Here is a 20,688-nt window from a genome sequence, read left to right as displayed (position 1 = left end):
AGCGCACCGACCACCCGGGTCGGGCGCGCGCGAGCGCTGGTAGACCACCCGGGCCGGTGGCACTATGGAGTTCCGGGGTCGGGCCGGATCTGTCCGTGAGGTGAGTGCCGTGCCGCATCGTCGAGGACCCGCCAGGGCGGCCTGACCGATGACCGACAACGATCCGATGGCCACTCAGCACGGTGTGCCCGCGTCGGTGGCATCGGAGCTCGATGCCGCCGGTTTCTCCGACGCGACCGAGATCGGGCGCGGCGGCTTCGGCGTCGTCTACCGCTGCACCGAGACGACCCTGGACCGCACCGTGGCGGTGAAGGTGCTCACCGCCGACCTCGACGAGGAGAATCGGACCCGCTTCGTCCGGGAGCAGCGGGCGATGGGCCGGCTCACGGGACACCCCAATATCGTCAACGTCCTGCAGGTCGGCACCACGGCGGGCGGCCTGCCCTACATCGTGATGCCCTATCACGCGCAGCATTCGCTCGACGTGCGCATCCGCGACCACGGCCCGCTGTCGCTCGAGCAGGCCCTGCAGCTCGGCGTGAAGCTGGCGGGCGCGGTGGAGTCCGCGCACCGGCTCGGCATCATGCATCGCGACATCAAGCCCGCGAACGTCATCCTCACCGACTTCGGCGAGCCGGCGCTGTCCGACTTCGGCATCGCACACCTGCCCGACGGGTTCGAGACCGCCGCCGGCACGTTCACCGCCACCCCGGCGTTCACCGCGCCCGAGATCCTGGGCGGTGGCCCGCCCAGCGCCGCCGCCGACGTCTACGGCCTCGGTGCCACCGTGTTCTGCGCCCTCACCGGCCACGCTGCCTTCGAACGGCGCTCCGGAGAGCAGGTGGTCGCCCAGTTCCTGCGCATCACCTCGCAGCCCATCCCGGACCTGCGCGAACTCGACATCCCCGACGACGTGGCCGGCGCCGTCGAGCGCGCCATGGCCGCGGATCCGGACACCCGCCCCACGGCCGCGCAGCTCGGCGACGCGCTGCGGGAGATCCAGTTCCGCCACGGATTTCCGGTGGACGAGATGGCCCTGCAGTCCGCGGCCGGGTCGAAGCGCGACAGTCGTCCGTCGACGAGCGGCGGGCCCCCGCAGACCGGGCCCTCGACGCGGGGCCGGAAGGGAAACCTGCCTGCGGACCTGACGAGTTTCGTCAACCGCCGCACCGAACTGACCGAGGCGAAGGAGCTGCTCTCGTCCGCCCGGCTGGTGACGCTCACCGGGATCGGTGGCGTCGGGAAGACCCGCCTCGCGCTGCGGACCGCGACCAGCGTCCAGCGCGCCTTCGGCGACGGGGCGTGGCTGGTCGAGCTGGCCGACCTGCACGACGAGTCGCTGGTGGTCGGGGTGGTGGCGACCGCCCTCGGGCTGAAGTCCTTCTCCCGCGAGCCGCTGCCGACGGTCCTCGCGGAATTCCTCGAGCCGCGCCAGACCCTGCTGGTGCTCGACAACTGCGAGCAGGTGATCGGCGCGGTCGCGGAGCTGGCCGAGGCGCTGCTCAAGTACTGCCCCGGGCTGCGCATCCTCGCCACCAGCCGGGAAGCGCTCGGCATCCGCGGGGAGGCGACACTGCGGGTCCCGCCGCTCAGCGCGCCGGCCCCCGACGGTCAGCTCGACCTGGCGGCGCTGCCCGGCTACGACGCGGTGACGTTGTTCGCCGAACGCGCCGTCGCGGTCCTCCCGGAATTCGCGCTCACCGAGGACAACATGGCCGCCGTGGCCGGGATCTGCCACCGGCTCGAGGGGTTGCCGCTGCCGATCGAACTGGCGGCGGGGCGCCTGCAGGCCCTCTCACCCGAGCAGATCCTGCAACGGCTCACCGACCGCTTCACGATCCTGACCCGCGGCGGGCGCACCGCCCCGACGCGGCAGCAGACCCTGCGGCTGTCCGTCGACTGGAGTCACGAGTTGTGTACGCCCGAGGAACAACAGCTGTGGGCCCGGCTGTCCGTGTTCGCCGGCAGCTTCGAGCTCGCCGCGGTGGAACATGTCTGCGGCGTCGACCTGACGCCGGGCGCGCTGCTCGACCTGGTCGCGTCGCTGGTGGAGAAGTCGATTCTGATCCACGAGGGGGCGGCGACCGCGGGGCGGTACGGGCTCCTGGACACCATCCGCGAGTACGGCCTCGAGAAGCTGGCGGAGTCCGGCGAGTACGCGGAGATGCGGCGACGTCACCGGCACTGGTTCCAGCGCCTGGCGCTGCGGGCGGAGGCCGACTGGATCGGCCCGCACCAGCTGAGCTGGATCGCCCGCCTGAACCTGGACCTGCAGAATTTCCGGGAGGCCCTGGAGGCCAGCATGGCGGAGCCCGGCGACGTGGCGGTGGGTCTGCGCATCACGGCCGCCCTGTATCCGTTCTGGCTCGCCAGCGGCCAGATCAACGAGGGCGCCCGCTGGACCGAACGGATGCTCTCCGTCGAGGGGGTTCCCCGCGGCCCGGAGTGGGTGCGGGCCGTGAGCCTCGGCGCGGCGCTCAGCGGGTTTCGCAGCGACATCGCGACCGGCACCGAACGGGTCGGCTTGGCGCGCGCGGCGGCGGCGGAGACGAACGACCCCGACGCCGCCGCGACCGCGCTGTACGCCGCGGGCGTCGTGGCGTTGGGCGCCAACGACGTATCCACGGCGGCAGGTCATTTCGACGCAGTCCTGGAGGCGTGTCCGCCCGACGACCACCTCCTGCGGGTGATCACCCTGACCGGCGCCGGGGTGGCCAGCGGGCTACTCGGGCAATCGGCGAAGGCGGCCGACTACCTCCAGCAGGTGCTGGACATCACCGAGCCACGCGGTGAGCTCGTGTTCCGGGCGTGGGCCGTGCGGACGCTCGGGTTGGCGGTGTGGACGACCGAACCGAAGCGGGCGACCGCGCTGCTGGAACAGGCGGTGCGGCTGTCCCGGTCCGTAGACAATTCGTTCGGCTCCGCTCCGAGCCTCGAGGGCCTGGCCTGGATCGCCGCGGCCGACGGGGACTACGCGAGGTCCGCGCTGTTGCTGGGCTACGCGCAGGCCATGCGGCAGACGGGGGGCCTGCCGAAGATCGCGATCCCGGGCCTGCGCGAGCAGCACGACGAGTGCGAGCAACGGACCCGCCGGGCGCTCGGGCAGAAGGCGTATGACGCGAGCTACCGGAAGGGCGCGTCCGCGAGTTTCGGGGAGGCCGCCGCGTACGCCCTGGCCGAGACCCCCGAGCCGCATCGGGCGACGACCGCGCCCGGCAAGACCACACTGACCCGACGCGAGCTCCAGGTCGCCGAGCTCGTCGCCGAGGGGCTGACCAACAGTGCCATCGCCGCCAAGCTGGTGATCGCGCAGCGGACCGCCGAGGGCCACGTCGAGCGCATTCTCGCCAAGCTGGGGTTCACCTCGCGGACACAGGTCGCCGCCTGGATGGTCGATCCCAACCGGGGCTGACCACGGTCGATCGCGAGCCGCGCCCGCGTGACCGTCGGTCCTGGTCCCGCAGCCCGGGACCCAGGTATGGACCGGCGCGACGACGTCCGGTAATGATGAGGACAAAGTTTTGAAACCAATTTCACTAGTGACGAGGTATCCCATGCTCGACGCGGCAGCCATCGGCGATGGCATCTTCCAGATTCCCGTGCCCATGTCACACAACCCCCTCGGCACCACCCTCGTGTACGCGATGGAGTCGCCCGGCGGCCTGATCCTGGTCGACGCCGGGTGGGGCGACGACGAGGCCTGGGCGGGGCTGACCTCGGGCCTCGAGGCGATCGGCCACTCGGTCTCCGAGGTGGAGGGCGTGGTCCTCACCCACTTCCACCCCGACCACACCGGCCTGTGCGGGCGCATCCGCGACGCGTCCGGCGCCTGGATCGCCATGCACGAGTCCGACCACGAGATGTTCGGGAAGATGTCGGAGGGCCGCGACGCGGCGTGGCTGGACTACCAGCTCACCAACCTGCGGCGGGCCGGCGCCGCCCAGGACGACCTGGACGCGTTCCAGGCGGCGACGGGCAGCAACGCGCCCGTCGGCCCCGAGTCCGCACCGGACCGCCTGCTCGCCGACGACGAGATCGTCGCGCTCACCGGCCGCGGCCTGCGCGTCGTGTACACGCCGGGCCACACCCCCGGCCACGTCTGCTTCTACCTCGAGGACGCCGACGTGATGTTCACCGGCGACCACGTGCTGCAGAAGACCACCCCGCACGTGGGCAACTTCGTCTACCCGCTCGAGGAGCGCGACGCGCTCGCGGAGTTCCTGGACTCGCTGCGCCGCGTGCAGTCGATGGACATCACCCGCGGCCTCGGCGCGCACGGCATCCCGATCGACGACGTCGCGGGCCGCGCGGGCGAACTGATCGACCACCACGAGGAGCGGCTCGAGCACCTGCTCGACGCGTTCGGCGACGACCGGATCACGGTCTGGGAGGTCGCGCAGCGGATGAAGTGGTACCGCCCGTGGACCGACTTCCATCCGATGGCCAAGGGGATGGCGCTGTCCGAGGCGGCCGCGCACCTGCGGCACCTGGTCGCCCGCGAGCAGGTTGCGCAGGTGCCGGACACCGAGCCCGCGGTGTTCGCGCGGCGGTAGGCGCTGCGCGCCCGTGAGTCCTTTTGGCCCCCTGGCGGACCAGAAGGACTCACGGGCGGCGGAGCCGCCGAGGACGCGCTTCAATACCGTGAACCCAGTCCCTGTAGCCCGGGGAACGAATACCGAAATTTCCGACGCGTTCGTCAGGATTGCGTTGTACCCTTCGCCGCGCTCCACAGCCCGGACCGCTTGGCCGCTCACGCCACCACGAAGGAGACACCATGAGCTCGCGCGCCCTGTGCCTGACCACGCTCGTCGGATTGGCGGCCGGCGCCGCCGTCGTGACCGCCACCTCCGCAGGCGCCGCACCCATCACCACCACATCGACATTCCAGGTGACATGCCACGCGGTTCCCAGCGCGTTCGCGGGCCCGCAGTCGGACGGCAAGTCCGTGACCGTGGCTGTGACGGCACCCCCGACCGTGGCACCGGGCGAGACGTTCGACGTGGAGATCGATCCGGGCACCGTTGAGGTCCCGAACAGCACCAGCGGCGCAAGCTTGAAGGAGATCTCCCGCGCGAAGATCGATTTCGCGATTCCACCGAACGCACAGTTCGTCACGGCCACCGTCGCCGATCAGGGCAACCTCACCGCGGGCACGCCCGCATCGATGATCCGAGTCGACGAATCCGGTGCACCCTCTAGCACCGGCCAGATCCTGCGCCTGTCCGGCAACAACGTCACCATCGGCAACGGCCCCTCCTCCTCGACCACCTCTACGGGCGGCATGACCCTCAATCCGGACTCCGGTGACACCACCACGATCAGGTTCCCGAAGACCCGCATCACGCTCAAGGCCGGCAACGCCGGCACCATCGAACCGAAGCTGCGCACCTCCGGTGCCGCCGGAACGTTCGGCAGCCCGGAGTCCTTCCTGACCCTGCTCCCTCGGTTCGGGCACTGGCTCGCCGGCAACATCTGGGCCCCGACCTCCTGCTCGCCGCGCGACGGGGCGGGAGCGGGACTCAACGACGGCGCGGGACCGCTGGCCTCCATCGCGATCAGTGGGGTCGACCCCGGCACGCAGGTGTCCGCGGCGATCGAGGGCCCCGCGACCGGCGCGACCGGCGCCAAGCTCCCCTTCACCGTGAAGGTCACACCCGACACCGCCACCGGGACAGTGCAGTTCATGGTCGATGGCAAGGCGGTGGGTGACCCACAGCCCGTGGACGCCGGCCTCGCACGCCTCGACCTGAGCTTCGACCAGGCGGGCACCAAGTCCGTCACCGCCGTGCTCACCACCAAGGACGGCAAACAGCACACCACGGCAGCACACACCGTCACCATCACCACGTCGGGCGGCCCGAATCCGCAGAACCCCGGTGGCACCGGCAGCCTCGACACCGGCTCACTCGGTAGCTGACCGCCCCCATCCCGTGGGTAGCGGTGTCCGATACCGAACACCCGCGGGCCCCTGTTCCAACGGTCCTCGAGATGTGAACTGACACTGCGCGCTCGCGCTCGAAGGCCGTTGAGTGTGTGCCGTCCGCCACCGGGTGTCCTCCTGAAGGCGGACGGCACACACTGCCCTCGCGTCACCCGGACGTGCACGGCGGCTCACGCGATACCGCCTCAGTTCTCGACGCCGAACACCAGCCGCTCGCGCCTGCGCTGCCGCCCGCCGCACGCGAACACGATGCCGCGCACCACCATCGGGACCCGGCCGCGCACCCAGGCGAGCTCATCCGGCGTCATCACCGCGAACGCGCGGGTGAGCTCGAAGCCCATCCGCCCGCCGCGCTGCGCATGCTGCTCGAACCGCGCCCACGCGTCGGCCGGGACGAAGCCGGTGACGAGCGGGAAGACGGTGCGCTCCTCGTCCTCGATGTGTTCGTCGAGGAGGTCGCGCAGCTGGCGCAGCGACGCCGCGAGCCCGACCGCGGCGGCGTGGTCGGGGCCGGCGTGCGCGTGCCCGCGGATCTCGTCGAGGAGCGGGTCGAGCGCGCGGTGGTCGTCGGTCAGCTCGGTCAGGTCGGTGTGCGGCCCCGCCGAGGCGACGATCAGCGGCCACAGCGCCTCGTCCTCGACGGTGTGGTGATGGTGGATGCTCGCGAGGAACAGATCGAGGTAGGCCGCGAGGGCGCCGCGCCTGCGCGCGTCGAAGCCCGATGGGTCGGCGACGAGTTCATCGGCGACACGGGCGAGCCGGGCGGCGTCGCGCCGCATCACCCGGTGCGCGAGTCGCATTCCGAGCAGGTCCTCGTCGGAGGTGGGTCGGTGGGTGGTCGGCGAGGACATGGGTTGCTCCGTTCGGTGGCGGGGAGGCGTGTCCACTCACCCTGACCGGGAGCACTTGGCGTCGACTTGGCGTGCGCTTCACCCGACACGGATCCGATCGCCCGCGCGCGGCCGCGACCTGGCGATAACCTACCCCTGCCATGACCGATGCCACCGCCGCCGCCAGCGCCGTGTACCTGCGCGTGCTGGGCCCGTCGGCCGCCACGGTCGGCGGCCGCGACGTCGCGTTGGGCGGTCCCAGCGCCAGGGCGGTGCTCGCCCGACTGGCCGCCGCCGCCGGCCGAGTGGTGTCCACCGACCTGCTGATCGACGACCTGTGGGCCGGGCAACCGCCGCCCAAGGCGCTGTCGGCTCTACAGGTGCACGTGTCGAACCTGCGGCGCGTCCTCGAGCCGGCCCGGGCCCCGAGGACGCCCGCGACCGTGATCGTCAGCGCGCCCCCCGGCTACGCGCTGCGGCTGCCGCCGGAATCGGTGGACGCCTGGCACTTCGAGCGGTTGGTCGTCGAGGGCCTGCACGCCTCCGACCTGCCGACCCGCATCGCACTGCTCTCGCAGGCCCTGGACCTGTGGCGGGGCGTCCCCTATCACGAGTGCGTCGACGCCGACTGGGCCCGGATCGAGAGCGAGCGGCTGACCGAGCTGCACGACACCGCGCTCGAGACGCGCGCACACGCCTATCTCGACGAGGGAAAACCGGCGCTGGTGGTCGACGAACTCGGCCGCCACGCGACGCGCAATCCCGGTCGCGAGCACGGCGTGCGACTGCTCGCGCTGGCGCTGTATCGCACCGGGCGGCAGGCTGATTCGCTGGAGACGCTGCGCCGGACCCGCGCCTACCTCGCCGACGAGCTGGGCGTCGACCCGTCCGCCGAGCTGCAGGGACTCGAGCGCGACATCCTGCACCAGGAACCGTCCCTGACGATGGCGCCCGCCACCCCGACCGACCGCGCGCCCGCCACGCAGGAGATCCTCTGGGACGAAGCCCCGGTCACCGGACGCGGCGAGGAGCTGGACGCGCTGCGGCTCGCCGCCCGGCAATCCGCCCGGGAGGGCCTGCACCTAGTGTGGATCGGCGGCGACGCGGGCGAGGGCAAGAGCACGCTGGCACAGGCCTTTGCGGACGAGGCCGCCGGCTCGGGCTGGCAGGTCGCGTGGGGCCGGTGCCCGGAGGTCGACGGGGCACCCTCGGGGTGGCCGTGGCTCGAGGTGCTCCGCCAGTTCGGCGACGAGGACGCCGGGACCCCGTTCGAGGTGGGCCGCCGGGTGGAGGCGCGACTGACCGCCGCGGGCGCGCGCACCCTCATCGTGCTCGACGACGTGCACCGGGCCGACGAGCCGACGCTGCAGGTGCTGCGCCACCTCGCGGCGACGGGCAGGAGGTCGACGTCGGTGCTGCTGTGCACCTTCCGGCCGACCGAGGCGGCCGCGGACCTGCAGGCGACCTGGGCCGCGACGGCGGGGATCCCGGGCTCGCGGCTGACGCTGCGGGGGCTGGGTCGCGAGGGCGCCGCGGCGATCGCCCGACAGTCCGGGGTCGCGGACGTCGACGACGCGCTGCTGACCGACCTGATCGACCGCACCGGCGGGAATCCGCTGTTCATCCGGGAGTACTCGCGGCTGATCGCCTCCGAGGGCGCCGCCGCGATCCGCACGACCGTGCCCGACGGGGTGCGGGACGTGCTGGGCCGGCGCATCTCCCGGCTGCCGGAGAAGACGGTGGTGGAGCTGCGGCGGGCCGCGGTGCTCGGCCGGGAGGCGGACCTCGCCGTGCTGGCCGCCATCGGGGAGATTGGCGACGACGACCTGCTCGACTCGCTGGAGCCGGCCCTGCTGACCGGGATCATCGTCGAACCGTCTCCTGACCGGGTGCGGTTCAGCCACGACCTGGTCCGGGAGACGTTGTACGACAGCGTCCCCCGTATGCGCAGGCGGCGCATGCACGCGTCTGCGCTGTCCGCTCTGGCGACGCACTCCCCCGCCGATACCGCGGCGCTGGCGTATCACGCGGTCGAGTCGGCCACGCCGACGACCGCCGTCGACGCGCTGCACTACGTACGCGCGGGCGCCCGCGACGCCGAGTCGCAGGCGTCGTACCGGGACGCGCTCGCCCTGTGGAAGTCGGCGGAGTCGTTGTGCGAGATGAGCATCGAGCCCGATCCCAGTCAGCTGGTGGAGATCCTGATCCCCCGGGTGGGCGTGCAGGCGCGCACCGGCGACGTGGTCGGCGCGCGCGAGACCTACCGGCGGGCGATCCGGATCGCGCAGGAGCGGCGCGACCCCGACGCCCTGCTGCGCGCGTTGGTGTCGTGGGACGCGCCGGTGGTGTGGACCATCCGGGTCGAACCCGACGTGGACACCTTCGTCCTCGACGCGATCGACGGCGCCGCCGGACGCGAGGGTCTCACCGCCTCGGATCGCGCCCGGCTGCTGAGCGCCCGGGTCTTCGAACTCGAGGGCATCGACGACGAGTCGAGCCTGGCGGCGGCCCGCGAGGCGCGCCGGGTCGCCAGGGAGTCGGGCGACACTCGCGCCCTCATGCGGGCCCTGAACGCTTTCGGCTACATCGCGTTCGGCCCGGACCTGGCCGACGAGCGGATCACCAACGCGGAGGAACTGCTCGCCGCCGCGCGGGCGGAGGGCGACGAGGGCTTCGTCTCGGTCGCCTACTTCCAGCGCTTCCTGGCGGCGACCGCCGGGACCGACTTCGAGCTGGCCTACCACCATGCCGAGCTGGCGACCCGTCATGCCGCCGGCCACCAGCTGAGCCAGATGCTCGGTGTGGTGGCGGTCTTCGAGGCGATGGTCGAGCTGATGGCAGGCCGGCTCGAGTCCGCCGAGCACCGGTTCACGGCGATCTCGACCGCCATGCACGAGCAGGGCGTGGCGTCGGCGCAGTGGATCGCCACCATCGGCCGCCTCGGTGTCGGTGTCGCGCGGGGCGACCTCTCGGGACTGGCGGGCGAGCTGGGCGCCATCGAATCTGTTCGGCCGCAGGCCATCCGGTTCCCGCTGATCCTGGCGCTGCTCGACGGCGGCGACGTGTCGGCCGCGACGGAGCTGTGGGCGTCGAGCACGCCGTATCCGCGCGACTACTACTGGCTCGGCATGACCGCCTTCCGAGCGCGGGCCGCGGCCCGGCTCGGCGACGTCGAGGTCGCGCGGCGCACGTACGAGGAGCTGCTGCCGTTCGCCGGCCGGATCGCCGGCCTGGACTCCGGGTCGCTCTACGCCGGTCCCGTCGACGCCGCGTTGGGGGACGTCGCCGAGCTGCTCGGCGACGACGATGCGGCGGTCCGGTGGCGGGCCGCCGCATCGGATCTCGTCAAGCTGGTGTCGGAGCGGTTGCGCGAGCGGGAGTCGACGGCGCCTCGGTGACCTGCGGCCGCCCGTGTGCCCGGAGGATCACCAGGCCGATCGCGGCGAAGGCGAGGCCGCGCGGCAGTTCGATGACCAGGCCGGCGACGCCGGGGACCTCCGGCCACGGAATGACGCCGATGACGCCGCCGATGGTCATGATCACGCCGATCCACAACGGGACCGCCCGCGTCCAGACCAGGATGATGCCGAACGCGAGCAGGCTCACCAGGTAGGTCAGCCCGCCTGCCATCTGCATGACGACGAATGCGGTGGAGTCGATCAACGATCCGTCGGCCGGCACCAGGTACGCGGTGTCGGGGTTCGAGGCCAGCGTGTAGGAGGCGAACGCCTCGATCGCCAGGTGCGTCAACGACGTCAGCATCAGCGAGGAGTACAGCGCGACGAACCCGACGAGGCCCGCGACGCCGGCCCTGCCCGCGAACCAGGCGTAGACGCCGGGCAGCGCGATCAACTGGATGACGGTGCCCAGCAACAGGATCATCTGCGCCCACGGGCTGGTGAACGACGTCAGGGACTCGACGGAATGGGCGTTGCCACCGACCACCGGATGCAGGAGGCCGCCGGTGAGGTTGAGCGCGAACGCCACGATGATGGCGACGCCACTGAGACGGTAGAGCAGTGCGGGTGTGATGGTCATGGCCCGAGTTTGTGCGCGGCCACTTGGTGATGACTTGGTGCGGACTGATCGGTGCCGGCAGCTGGGGTTCCTCGGTCCCCGGGCGCCTGGTCGAGCGCGTGACCCGGGCCACATTCGGAGCAGAAAAGCAACCCCTACCGCAATAGTTGGACGTCCGATAACCTGACGTCCATGAGTCAGGATCCACGCACCAACACCGTCGACGGCGTGCTCCGCCGCTCGGCCGCCAAGTTCCCCGATCGCACCGCGCTGACCTTCGACGGTCGCAGCCGGAGCTACCGCGACCTCGACGACGCGGTGACCCGCGCCGCCGGCCACCTGCTGGCGCTCGGGTTGCAGCCCGGCGACCGCGTGGCCGCGTACGGCACCAACTCCGACGCCTACGTCATCGGTTTCCTCGCGTGTGCGCGCGCGGGCCTGGTGCACGTGCCGGTGAACTACGCCCTCAAGGGCGAGGAGCTGACCTACCTGGTGTCGCAGTCCGGGGCTCGGGCGGTGCTGGTCGACCCCGCCCTCCGCGGCACCCTCGACTCGGTGCGCGAGAACCTGGCGATCGAGCACGTGCTCCCGCTGCGCGACGCGGACGGCTCGCTGCTCGAGCTCAGCGGCACCGGCGAGGTGCAGGCGCTGGAGCCGCAGGCCGCCTCGACCGACCTGGTGCAGCTGCTCTACACCTCGGGCACCACCTCGAAGCCCAAGGGCGCCATGATGACCCACGGCGCGCTCGTGCACGAGTACGTCTCGTCGGTGATCGCGCTCGGCCTGTCTGCCGACGACAACCCGCTGGTCTGCATGCCGCTATACCACTCCGCAGGCATGCACGTGTTCACGATTCCCTACCTGTCGGTGGGCGCGACCGTGAACCTGATGGCGGCGCCGGACATCCCGGAGATCCTGCGCCGGATCGAGGCCGAGAAGATCGGCTCGCTGTTCCTCGCGCCGACCGTGTGGGTGCCGCTGGCGAACCACCCGGACCTCGAGACCCGCGACCTGTCCTCGCTGACGAAGGCGCAGTACGGCGCCTCGATCATGCCGGTCACCGTGCTCAACCGGCTGCGCGAGCGCTACCCGAACCTCGGCTTCTACAACTGCTTCGGCCAGTCCGAGATCGGCCCGCTCGCGACCGTGCTGCAGCCCGACGAGCACGAGGCCCGGCCGTCCTCCTGCGGGCGCGCGGTGTTCTTCGTCGAGACCCGGGTGGTCGACGCCGAGGGCAACGACGTCCCCGACGGCGAGTCCGGCGAGGTGCTGTACCGGTCACCGCAGCTGTGCCAGGGCTACTGGGAGAACCCGGAGGCGACGGCGGAGGCGTTCCGCGACGGCTGGTTCCACTCCGGCGACCTGGTCACCCGCGATGCCGAGGGCTTCATCACCGTGGTCGACCGCATCAAGGACGTCATCAACACCGGCGGCATCCTGGTCGCCTCCCGCGAGGTCGAGGACGCCGTCTACACCCACCCGGCGGTCGCCGAGGTCGCGGTGATCGGCACCCCGGACGAGAAGTGGATCGAGGCGATCACCGCCGTCGTGGTGCTGCGCGAGGACCACGAGCCGGTGACGGCCGAGGCCCTGATCGGGCACGTGAAGGAGCGGATCGCACCGTTCAAGGTGCCGAAGAACATCCAGTTCGTCGATGCGCTTCCGCGGAACCAGAGCGGGAAGCTGCTCAAGCGGGAGCTGCGGACGGGCGCGTAGTAGATCGAAATCGCCTATCTGTGACACCCAAGTTGTCGGGCCTCACAGATAGGCGATCTCTCGATTACCAGACAGGCACCGCCGGGAGCCCTGCAACTACCTGCCTCCAGCTTGTACATCCTTCTGGAGCTTCAGTGCAGAGGAGCAGTTCTCGATCAACATTTCTCGGCTTCATGATGGCTCGCACATTCGATATCGCGCTTAGGTGGTTGAACTGCTTGCGAATACCATCCTCATCCTCGAGGAATGCCGCCAAAATGTCGAGTTCATCCATCGACACGGCCGAATGACTCAAGAAGCGCTCACGAAAATCCAAATACGCCAGCAGTTCATCTATTCCAGTCAGGGTGTGTGCCAACAGCGCAAGGTCGTGTGCCGTCGTAACCGCGAATCGCGCTTTCGAACGCAGAGATCGATCGAGATCCTGAGAGTTCCACACAGCTCCACCGTAGTCATGGAGTGTGACGACCATCCCTATCACCTTGGCAGACGAGGGCACCTGCACCTGCTCACAACCCTGAGTCAGCGGACTGCCTGATTTGAAAGCTTGAATACGAACGTCCAGCTGCTCTACCGCCTTTGAAACCTGCTTCGCCAACAGCTGCTCGGTTGTATCGATACTGCTACCCACCACGTTCGACTTGACCTCGCCCAGAACTAGGTTCTTCCTATCATCCGTGACAGCAAAGTCAACCTCTCCGGGGTCATGATTACCAACCTTCACCGCAACCGAGGAATGAAGAACTCGGAAGGATGTTGAATCACACAACTTTGCAACCATCGAGGCGCAGGAAGCCTCGAAGGCTGTTGCGACAGAATGCTGACCTACACGTCGACGGAGATAGCCGAACACCATTAGGTGCGACTCACTGAGAAGCTTCTGCGCCGCCACCGGGACGAGAACTCCCTCGGAGTTGACGAAGGGATGCGTATCCATGCGGCGATCAAAAGCTAGACTTGCGAACGATTCGTTACTCAACACACCCATGGCGATTGAGCAGTCCTCCACCAGCAGACGTGCCTCCCCAGTGAGCGGGGCAGCTCCGCAATTCCCTGAAGCCCACAGGTTCTCGCGATCGATGCACTCCAGGTAGAAGGTCAGCGAGTCAACAGCAGACTCCGAAACGCCACTGAGATCAGTATGGCGGATGAGGAGCTTTGACATTTCGATTGTTGCCCAACGGAAGCGAGCCCGCGCGGGAAACACGCTGTTCAAAGCCGCACTGGCGTTCGTTCCTCCCGCATCGGGGCTTGCAAGGCTCTCAAGCATTCCGGCGAGGATCTGTCCCGCGCGCCAATACACACAAAGGTTCAGGAATTCGACCAAGCCAGAACCCACACGCCCAGTTCCGGAACCCGCGCATCCAACCATCCAAATGAAACGGTCGATACCGCCGTCGATGAGAAGCTGAGCGCCAGGAACTCGACAAAGTGCCGCGCCAAAGTACGACCAATTCGCCACTGTCACAGGGTTGATGACAGCTAGGCTTTCACTACCTCGGTCTGCAAGTCGCTCAAGATACATTCGACTCTCAGCAAGAAGCCCGGTGACATCGAACTCTTCGACCGGCAGGGGCACTCCTGGCATCTGTACCGCCCACTCGTCAACGATTTCTACGAGTCGTAGTGACCTCTGGCCAGCTTCAGTTCGCGTGAATACCGGATCAAGGTAGAGCTCAAAGTCACTCCGCGACCAAACCATACGTACCCCCCAGGAAGCTTCAGAACAGGATCCTCATTGCATTTTCCTGCCCCACAGTAGGTTCGAGGACCGACATACACGCACCAACATGACCGAGGTGCCAGCTCGGACTGCTGCCAACCACTCTTAGAACTGGCCGGCACTCACCGTGTCGTTGGCCGCGGGATCTGGACGGGTAGACCCAGACGTCGGCTCGCGAACCAATCCGTTCCCGTTAGGGCCCTTGGACACCGGTGTCAATGCAGTGCAATATCCAAGTGCACCTGTACGTCAACGTAGCCATCTGGTAGGCCAGTCATCGAACTCGGCGACCACATTCCCGTCGACTAGCAGCGCATACATAGCTTCTTCTGGGAAGTCGCCCACACGCACCGTCAGAGCATGACCATCGATCGTTGTCCGATAGGGCACGAGCGCATCTCCAGTGCTCTCCCACACAACTGACCGGTGAAGCAATTCCGCGTCGATCATGGATTCCCCCCGCCAAGTAGCCGTTGGTTCACTTCAGCGTTAGTTCGGTTCGAACTGCCGATGATATAGCTGAAGACATCGTCGCCGGACATCCCCTTCAACTGAGCCTTCTCCACAAGTTGAGCAAATGTCGGCCCGTCCGGGTTGCCATAAACTTGGAGGTCACGCGCTCGCAGCGCGTTGACCTCAACGGCGTCGACCATCATGTCACGCGCTTGTAGTCGCGCATCGTGCCGAATCTCGGCGGCCATCCTCGCTCGCTCCTCGAGCGGAATACCGTCCCCGGCCCACCTCTCATTGAGCGAAGGTATCACTCCGACACGGTCGTTGTACCACTGCCGAATCTCGGCATTGGTCTTGGGCTTACAACCTTCCGGAGTCAACCCCAGCGGATCGGTCCACCCCGTCGGATTGTGCGGGTACGCACTCGGATTCGCCGCCGGCGCCAACCCCAGCGGATCCTGGGTGACATACCGCGCGGTGGCGGGGTCGTAGTACCGGTGCAGGTTGTAGTGCAGGCCGGTCTCGTCGTCGTGGTACTGGCCGGGGAAGCGCAGCGGCGTCGACGCACCGTCCCAGCTCGTCCGGCCCCACAGGTCCGCGGTCGCGGACCCGGCGACGTCAGCGGCGTCCGGGTCGATCAGCTCCACCGGGGTGCCGACGAGGTCGGTGACGATCGCGTAGAACTCGGCGTCCACCTCGCCCTGGCTCGACGCCTGGGTCAGCGGGGTGAAGGTGCCGGGGCGGTAGTTCCAGGTGGTGACCGCCTCGCCCCGCCGCTGCTCCACGAGCTGCGTGCCGTCCCAGGTGTACCGCGTGGACTCGAGCACCGCGCCCTCGTCGCCGAGCCGCGACTTGGTGGTTCGGCGGCCGAGCGCGTCGTAGGTGTACCGCCAGCGTCGGCCGTCCGGGGTGATCACCTCGACCAGCTGATCGAAGGCGTTGTAGCTGTACTGCCAGGTGTCCGGCTTCCGCGACAGCCGGGTGGTTGTCTTGCGGATCAGCCGTCCCGCAGCGTCGTACCGGTACCGGGTGCGGCCGTCCCGAACCAACAGGTTGCCGCGGCACTCGCGCCGGTCCCACTCCTGCCCGGCCGGCCGCGCCGCGGTGATGTTGCCGAGGCCGTCGTAGGCGTAACCCTCCGCCGCGGAACCGTTCTGGGCGACGGTGGTCACCCGCCCGACCGCGTCAAGGGTGTAGTCGCGGCGCACCGTCGCGTCGGGGCGCACGGTGGTGTGGTCGGCGAGGTAGCCGTCCGACCGGTAGCCGTAGGCGTCCTCCCGGAGCAGCGTGGGAGTCGAGGCCGGCCCCGGGCCGAGACCCAGGTTCAGCGCCGACGCCGGGTGCGCGATCACCGACTGGGCGGCAAGCTGCCCCCGCGCCGTGTGGCTGTGTTCGACAGCCAGCTCGCCGACCCGCCACCCCGTCACCGCGCCGCGCGCGTCGTGGCTGAAGTTAAGCCGGTGCCCGTTCGCGGTCAGCGCCGCCAGCCGCCCGGCCGGGTCCCAGCGCCAGGTGGTGTCGCCGCCGGGCGTGACCCTCCTGGTCCGCCGCCCGGCGAGGTCGTGCTCGAAGCGCAGGGCCGGCTCGTCGTCCACCGTCTGCAGCGCCAGCGCGCCCGTCGCGGTGTACCCGAAATCGACGGTGTGGGTGGCGGTCTCGCCGGTGCCCGACTCGCCCAGCGTCACCCGCCCGCCCAGGTCGTGTCCGAACCGGAGGTACTCCCCCGTGTCGGCGCGCACCCCGGTGAGCCGCCCCAGGACGTCGTAGGTGTTGGCGCGGGTGACCCCGGTCGGCGTCGTCACCGTCGCCACCCGGCCCATCGCGTCGTGGGTGTACGTCGTGCTCGCCCCGGTGAAGTCGGTCTCCGACACCAGCCGCCCCGCGCGGTCGTAGCGGTAGCGCCAGGTGTCGCCGAGCGGGTTGGTGACCGCGGTCAGGCGGCGTTCGGTGTCCCAGGCGTAACGGGTCACCGACCCGTCGGGGTCGGTCCGCGCGGACAGCAGGTCGAAGTCGCCGTACTCGTAGACGGTGCGGGCACCGCCGGCGTCGGTGTGGGCGAGCAGGTTTCCCTCGCCGTCGTACTCCCACGACTCCTCGGCGCCGTCGGGGTGGATCCGACCGAGCATTCTGCCGTCCGCGGACCAGCGGTAGCCGGTGGCGGCGCCGGTCGGGTCGGTGACGGTGACCGGTCGCCCGAAGCCGTCCCGCTCGATGCGGGTGACCGCGCCGGTCGGGTCGGTCACGGCCGCGGGCAGCCCGGCATCGTCGCAGTCGATGAAGGTGGTGGCGCCGGTCGGGTCGGTGACCCTCGCCAGCGACCCGCCCGGGTGGTAGCCGTACCCGGTCCTGGCGCCCGCCTCGTCGATGACGGCGATCAGGTTGCCGTCGCCGTCCCACTCCCGGCGGCTGGTGGTGCCGTCCGGATTACGCACCGCGGCTGGCCGTTTCGGCGCGGTGTACTCGACCGCCAGCACGGCGCCGTCCGGCCGGGTGATCCGGGCGACGTCACCGTCGGGCGTGTACAGATACGCGGTGGTGGCGCCGTCCGGCGTGCGCACCCGCAGCGGTTCGCGGCGCGCGTTGTAGTCGGTGTGGGTGTGTGCCCCGGCCGGGTCTACGAGGTCGCGCAGCCGCAGGTCGTTGTCGAAGCCGTGGGTGGTGGCGGCGCCGGTCGAGTCCGTCACGACGGTCATCCGGCCCGCGCCGTCCGGGGTGTCGGTGTAGTCGAACCGGGAGTCGAGGATCCCGGCGCTGCCCCGCTGGAGGACGACGCGTCCCTCGCCGTCGTAGGTGTTGACCATCCGGTTGCCGTTGCTGTCCGTCCAGGTCAGCATGCGGCCGTCGGGGTCGTAGCCGTAGCGGGTGGCGGCGCCGTCGCCCTTGGTGACCGAGACGAGATGCCCGGCCTCGTAGCCGAATCGGCGCACCACGGTGGCGGCGTCGCCGTCGACGACCGACAGCGCGGTGACCCGGCCGCCCGCGGTCTCGAGCAGCACGCGGTAGCCGCCGGAGTGGGTGATCCCGATGGGTGCGCCGTCGGGGCCGTAGTGGAAGAGGATGCGGTTCCGGTGCCGGTCGGTGATCGCGCTGATCGCGAGGTTGCCCAGCGCGGAGTCCAGCCCACCCAGCTCCGCCTTGGCGGCGAAGTGCCAGGTGAGATCGCGATCGGGATCGTGCACCCGGTAGCCGCCGGTCTCGGTCCGGGTCAGCGGCCACCGCTGACCCGAGGCGGGCAGCGTCTCGGCGCCGACCTCGGGGTGCGGATAGCTGAGCATCACGCCGTCCTCGGCGAGGAAGGCGACGCCCGACTCCTCGACGACGATCCGCAGGTCCAGCGTCGCCGACCAGCTGGGCCCGAACCAGCGCCCGAACCGGTAGCCGGACCGGTGCCGTCGAACGAGGACCAGCGGCAGGACGCCGGGCAGGGTGAGATCGGTTTCCGGAAGCAGGAATTCACCGGTCGCGATGTCGACGGGGTCGCGGCCCTCGCAATTCTGGTCGCTGGTGCGGTCGCTGTCCACGCCCGCCTCGTCGGCCGCCCGGTTGGCGCCGCTGTCGGCCTCCGCCAGGTCGTGTGGCGTTGGATTGGGCTGGTCGCCGCCGTCGTGCGCGCCGGGGGTGTCGACGGACGGCGGCGTCACATCCTCGACCCCGGCCGGCCGGGTCTCGACCTCCGGCGTCGCGCCGTCCAGGCGAGGCGCCTCGGCGACCGGGCCGCCGGGCGCCTCGGGCGTGGGCACGTGCCTGCCCGCGTCCGCGACCGTGTCGGCCAGCCGTGCCGGCCCGGCGAAATCGCCCGCGGCGTCGACCATCCGCTCGACCGAGCGGACCGCCGCCACACCGCCGCCGCCCCCGGCCGTCGCGGCCGTCAGGATCGCGTCGCCGGTGAGGCTGCCCGCGAACTCGAACGGATTGGCCAACGCGTCGTCGACCATCGCGGACACCACGGCGCCGGGATCGGCCGCCGCAACGAACAGTCCGGTGGCCAGGTCAGACATCGCGGCACCGTACTCGGCGGGGTGGGTCAGGTTGTACTGGTCCGTGGGGTTGACCTGGCGGACGAACTGCACGATGCCGGTGAGCCCGGTGAGCAGGCCGGAGCCGAAGTTCGTCTTGGCGACCTCCAGCGCATCGGTGGCGTCCGCTAGGTTGGCGACCATGCGCTCGGTGAACGGCGGCTCGGTGGGCGCGGCCGCGGTGGCCTGCGCCAGCGCGCCCGCGACCTGACCGGCGACGCCGTCGCGCTCGATCCGGGCGCCGCGCAGGAGCTCTCGGGCCGCGTCCTTCATCGCGCTCCAGCTGTCGACGAGCTGGGTGCCGGCCTGCACGTCGGCGCTGAGCGCGGCGTAGGCGGTCTTCTTCGCCAGCTCCTCTCGCTCGGCCTGCCTCCACATCTCGACGGCCTGCGCCGCGCGGGCCTGCGCCGCCTCGACGGTGTAGCTCCACGAGGTCAGGCTCTGTCCGGCGGCGCTCATCGCATCGGCCGCCTCGTGCCACAGCCCCGGCTGCTTGTCGTACACGGCGTTGAAGCCGTCCGCGGCCGTGCCGGTCCAGCCGGCGGCATCGATGGTGCGCAGCGCGTCGCCGGTGGAGCCGATGCTGCTCGAGAGCTCGTTGAGGGTGGTGGTGGCCTCGGCGATGGCCGCGGGTTCGCCGCGGATCAGCTCCTTCGGCTGCACGGTCTGGCCGAGCTCGAGCTCGTCGACGGCGCCGCCGGTCAGGCTCGCGACCTGATCGCCGAGATCGGTCAGCGCGTCGGCGACCCCGTCGGCACCGAGGCGACGGGCCACGCCGGAGGCGGCGTCGAGGCCGGAATCGGCGGCCTGCCCGAGGTTTTCGATGCCCGATTCGACGGCGTCCTCGACGAACTCGCCCGCGCTGTCGATCGCCCCCGTGGCGTCGTCCCAGGTGTCACTGAGCCAGCTCACCGGTTCCACCTCCCCCGGCGGTCATCTCGGCGGCCAGCTCGGCGGCCCCGGTGTTCCATCCCCGATCCGCCTCCACCCCGACGGCACCGGCGAGCTGCGGCGCGACGTTCGCGAACGCCTGCGGCGCAACCTGTTCGATCACCTCGTTGTTGGTCTGGATCGTCTGCGCCGCCTCCGCGAAGGACTCCGCGCTGTAGTCCGGGTGGAGGACGTGGTTGACGGGATTGTCCGCGAGGGTGTCCTCCCAGCTGCGCTCCGCGATCTCCTCGCCGCTCAGGTGCGGGTTGCCTGCGACGTGGGTCCACATGGTCTTGAAAGTGTCCGAGACCTTCTGCTCCATCTCGTGATACATGCCGGCGTCCAGCTCGAGGACCCGGGCGATCTCGTTGGCCGACTGCACCAAGCTCCGGACTCCCCAGGACCAGCGCTCGGCGAACTCCTCGAGCCCCGACTGCACCTCGTGCTTGCCCGCCTCCATCGGCGAGAGCGCCAGCAGCGAGAAGCCGCGCCCGACCGCGGCCGTCTCGCCGATCCCGAGCCCCTCCAGCGATCCCGTGATCGCGGTGATGCCCTGCGCGGCCCGCACCAGCACCTGCGGGTCGACCCCGAGTTCGTCGCTCACGACCGGACCTCGGCGGGCGGGAACGCCATGGGCGACGGGCCCGCGATGTCGACGACCACGCCGGTCGGGTTCGGCAGCCCTGGCACGAGTTCGTCGACAATCCGGCCGCCGAGCAGGGTGCGGAATGCCCGGCCCTCCTGGCCCCCGCGGGCGGCGAGGTACCGGGCGTACTCGCCCTCGCCGGTGAAGGCGCAGATCCAGTCCAGCCCGCCGACGGCGCTGGTGAGCAGCCTGTCGTCGTCCGTCACCGGGATCAGCAGCACCGACGACCGCATCGCGTCGGTCAGCGCCCTGGGTTGGCCGAACCCCTGATAGAACGCGTCGATCTCAGCCAGCAGCGCGCTGCGGCCGCCGTCCACCGCCCCCAATTGAATCCCCCCGGATTGACTACAGATCCCCCGGACGCCGGGCAGCCGGGTGGACCGGCTTGGGCGTCACGCGGCCAAGAATAGCCGCCT

At 70.1% G+C, this 20,688-nt stretch carries 11 protein-coding genes; 5 read left to right on the top strand and 6 right to left on the bottom strand.

The window, feature by feature from the left end:
- Nucleotides 1-148: 148 nt before the first annotated feature.
- From BR31_RS30690 to BR31_RS0118900, 3 genes are all read left to right on the top strand, one after another.
- The gene (locus tag BR31_RS30690) at nt 149-3,412 is read left to right on the top strand and encodes a protein kinase domain-containing protein (protein ID WP_027502349.1); all 3,264 of its coding nucleotides are present in this window, start codon (nt 149-151) and stop codon (nt 3,410-3,412) included.
- 142 nt (nt 3,413-3,554) lie between these two features.
- Nucleotides 3,555-4,553: an MBL fold metallo-hydrolase gene (locus tag BR31_RS0118905; RefSeq protein ID WP_027502348.1), complete on the top strand. Its 999-nt coding sequence runs from the start codon at nt 3,555-3,557 to the stop codon at nt 4,551-4,553.
- 221 nt (nt 4,554-4,774) lie between these two features.
- Entirely contained in the window at nt 4,775-5,917 is a 1,143-nt protein-coding gene (locus BR31_RS0118900; protein ID WP_027502347.1) for an Ig-like domain-containing protein, read from the top strand.
- A gap of 209 nt (nt 5,918-6,126) precedes the next feature.
- Here the strand turns inward: BR31_RS0118900 and BR31_RS29250 are convergent, their stop codons facing one another.
- The gene (locus BR31_RS29250) at nt 6,127-6,792 is read right to left on the bottom strand and encodes a hemerythrin domain-containing protein (RefSeq protein ID WP_037177232.1); all 666 of its coding nucleotides are present in this window, start codon (nt 6,790-6,792) and stop codon (nt 6,127-6,129) included.
- 140 nt (nt 6,793-6,932) lie between these two features.
- Between BR31_RS29250 and BR31_RS0118890 the strand changes: the two genes are divergently transcribed.
- Nucleotides 6,933-10,169 carry an ATP-binding protein gene (locus BR31_RS0118890; RefSeq protein WP_037177226.1) on the top strand — a complete coding sequence of 1,079 codons (3,237 nt, stop codon included), beginning with the start codon at nt 6,933-6,935 and terminating at the stop codon, nt 10,167-10,169.
- Here the strand turns inward: BR31_RS0118890 and BR31_RS29245 are convergent.
- Nucleotides 10,117-10,809, bottom strand: a complete 693-nt coding sequence (locus BR31_RS29245; protein ID WP_051637563.1) for a hypothetical protein — start codon at nt 10,807-10,809, stop codon at nt 10,117-10,119. The two genes, BR31_RS0118890 and BR31_RS29245, sit on opposite strands and share 53 nt — an antisense overlap.
- 171 nt (nt 10,810-10,980) lie before the next feature.
- Between BR31_RS29245 and BR31_RS0118880 the strand changes: the two genes are divergently transcribed.
- Nucleotides 10,981-12,504 carry an acyl-CoA synthetase gene (locus BR31_RS0118880; RefSeq protein ID WP_027502345.1) on the top strand — a complete coding sequence of 508 codons (1,524 nt, stop codon included), beginning with the start codon at nt 10,981-10,983 and terminating at the stop codon, nt 12,502-12,504.
- 64 nt (nt 12,505-12,568) lie between these two features.
- Here the strand turns inward: BR31_RS0118880 and BR31_RS31595 are convergent, their stop codons facing one another.
- From BR31_RS31595 to BR31_RS0118865, 4 genes are all read right to left on the bottom strand, one after another.
- Nucleotides 12,569-14,083 (bottom strand): hypothetical protein, encoded by a 1,515-nt coding sequence (locus tag BR31_RS31595; protein WP_156042544.1) that lies wholly within the window; start codon nt 14,081-14,083, stop codon nt 12,569-12,571.
- A gap of 590 nt (nt 14,084-14,673) precedes the next feature.
- A complete protein-coding gene (locus BR31_RS29240; RefSeq protein WP_051637562.1) occupies nt 14,674-19,608 on the bottom strand; it encodes a putative T7SS-secreted protein in 4,935 nt (1,644 codons plus the stop codon).
- The gene (locus tag BR31_RS0118870) at nt 19,592-20,230 is read right to left on the bottom strand and encodes a hypothetical protein (RefSeq protein WP_027502344.1); all 639 of its coding nucleotides are present in this window, start codon (nt 20,228-20,230) and stop codon (nt 19,592-19,594) included. The genes BR31_RS29240 and BR31_RS0118870 overlap by 17 nt, the downstream gene beginning before the upstream one ends.
- Nucleotides 20,227-20,589, bottom strand: a complete 363-nt coding sequence (locus BR31_RS0118865; protein ID WP_027502343.1) for an SseB family protein — start codon at nt 20,587-20,589, stop codon at nt 20,227-20,229. Before BR31_RS0118865 ends, BR31_RS0118870 begins: the two co-directional genes overlap by 4 nt.
- Nucleotides 20,590-20,688 lie beyond the last annotated feature (99 nt).

The organism is Rhodococcus sp. UNC363MFTsu5.1 (assembly GCF_000686785.1).
Lineage (GTDB): Bacteria > Actinomycetota > Actinomycetes > Mycobacteriales > Mycobacteriaceae > Rhodococcus_G > Rhodococcus_G maanshanensis.
The sequence above is the reverse complement of the archived record's forward strand: the minus strand, read 5'-3'. Positions and strand labels throughout refer to the sequence as shown.

What these genes read in the sequence shown, in the direction of transcription:
- BR31_RS29245 (WP_051637563.1), bottom strand. Translation starts at nt 10,809, where the DNA reads ATGACCATCACACCCGCACTGCTCTACCGTCTCAGTGGCGTCGCCATC.
- BR31_RS29250 (WP_037177232.1), bottom strand. Translation starts at nt 6,792, where the DNA reads ATGTCCTCGCCGACCACCCACCGACCCACCTCCGACGAGGACCTGCTC.
- BR31_RS0118905 (WP_027502348.1), top strand. Translation starts at nt 3,555, where the DNA reads ATGCTCGACGCGGCAGCCATCGGCGATGGCATCTTCCAGATTCCCGTG.
- BR31_RS30690 (WP_027502349.1), top strand. Translation starts at nt 149, where the DNA reads ATGACCGACAACGATCCGATGGCCACTCAGCACGGTGTGCCCGCGTCG.
- BR31_RS0118880 (WP_027502345.1), top strand. Translation starts at nt 10,981, where the DNA reads ATGAGTCAGGATCCACGCACCAACACCGTCGACGGCGTGCTCCGCCGC.
- BR31_RS0118890 (WP_037177226.1), top strand. Translation starts at nt 6,933, where the DNA reads ATGACCGATGCCACCGCCGCCGCCAGCGCCGTGTACCTGCGCGTGCTG.
- BR31_RS0118900 (WP_027502347.1), top strand. Translation starts at nt 4,775, where the DNA reads ATGAGCTCGCGCGCCCTGTGCCTGACCACGCTCGTCGGATTGGCGGCC.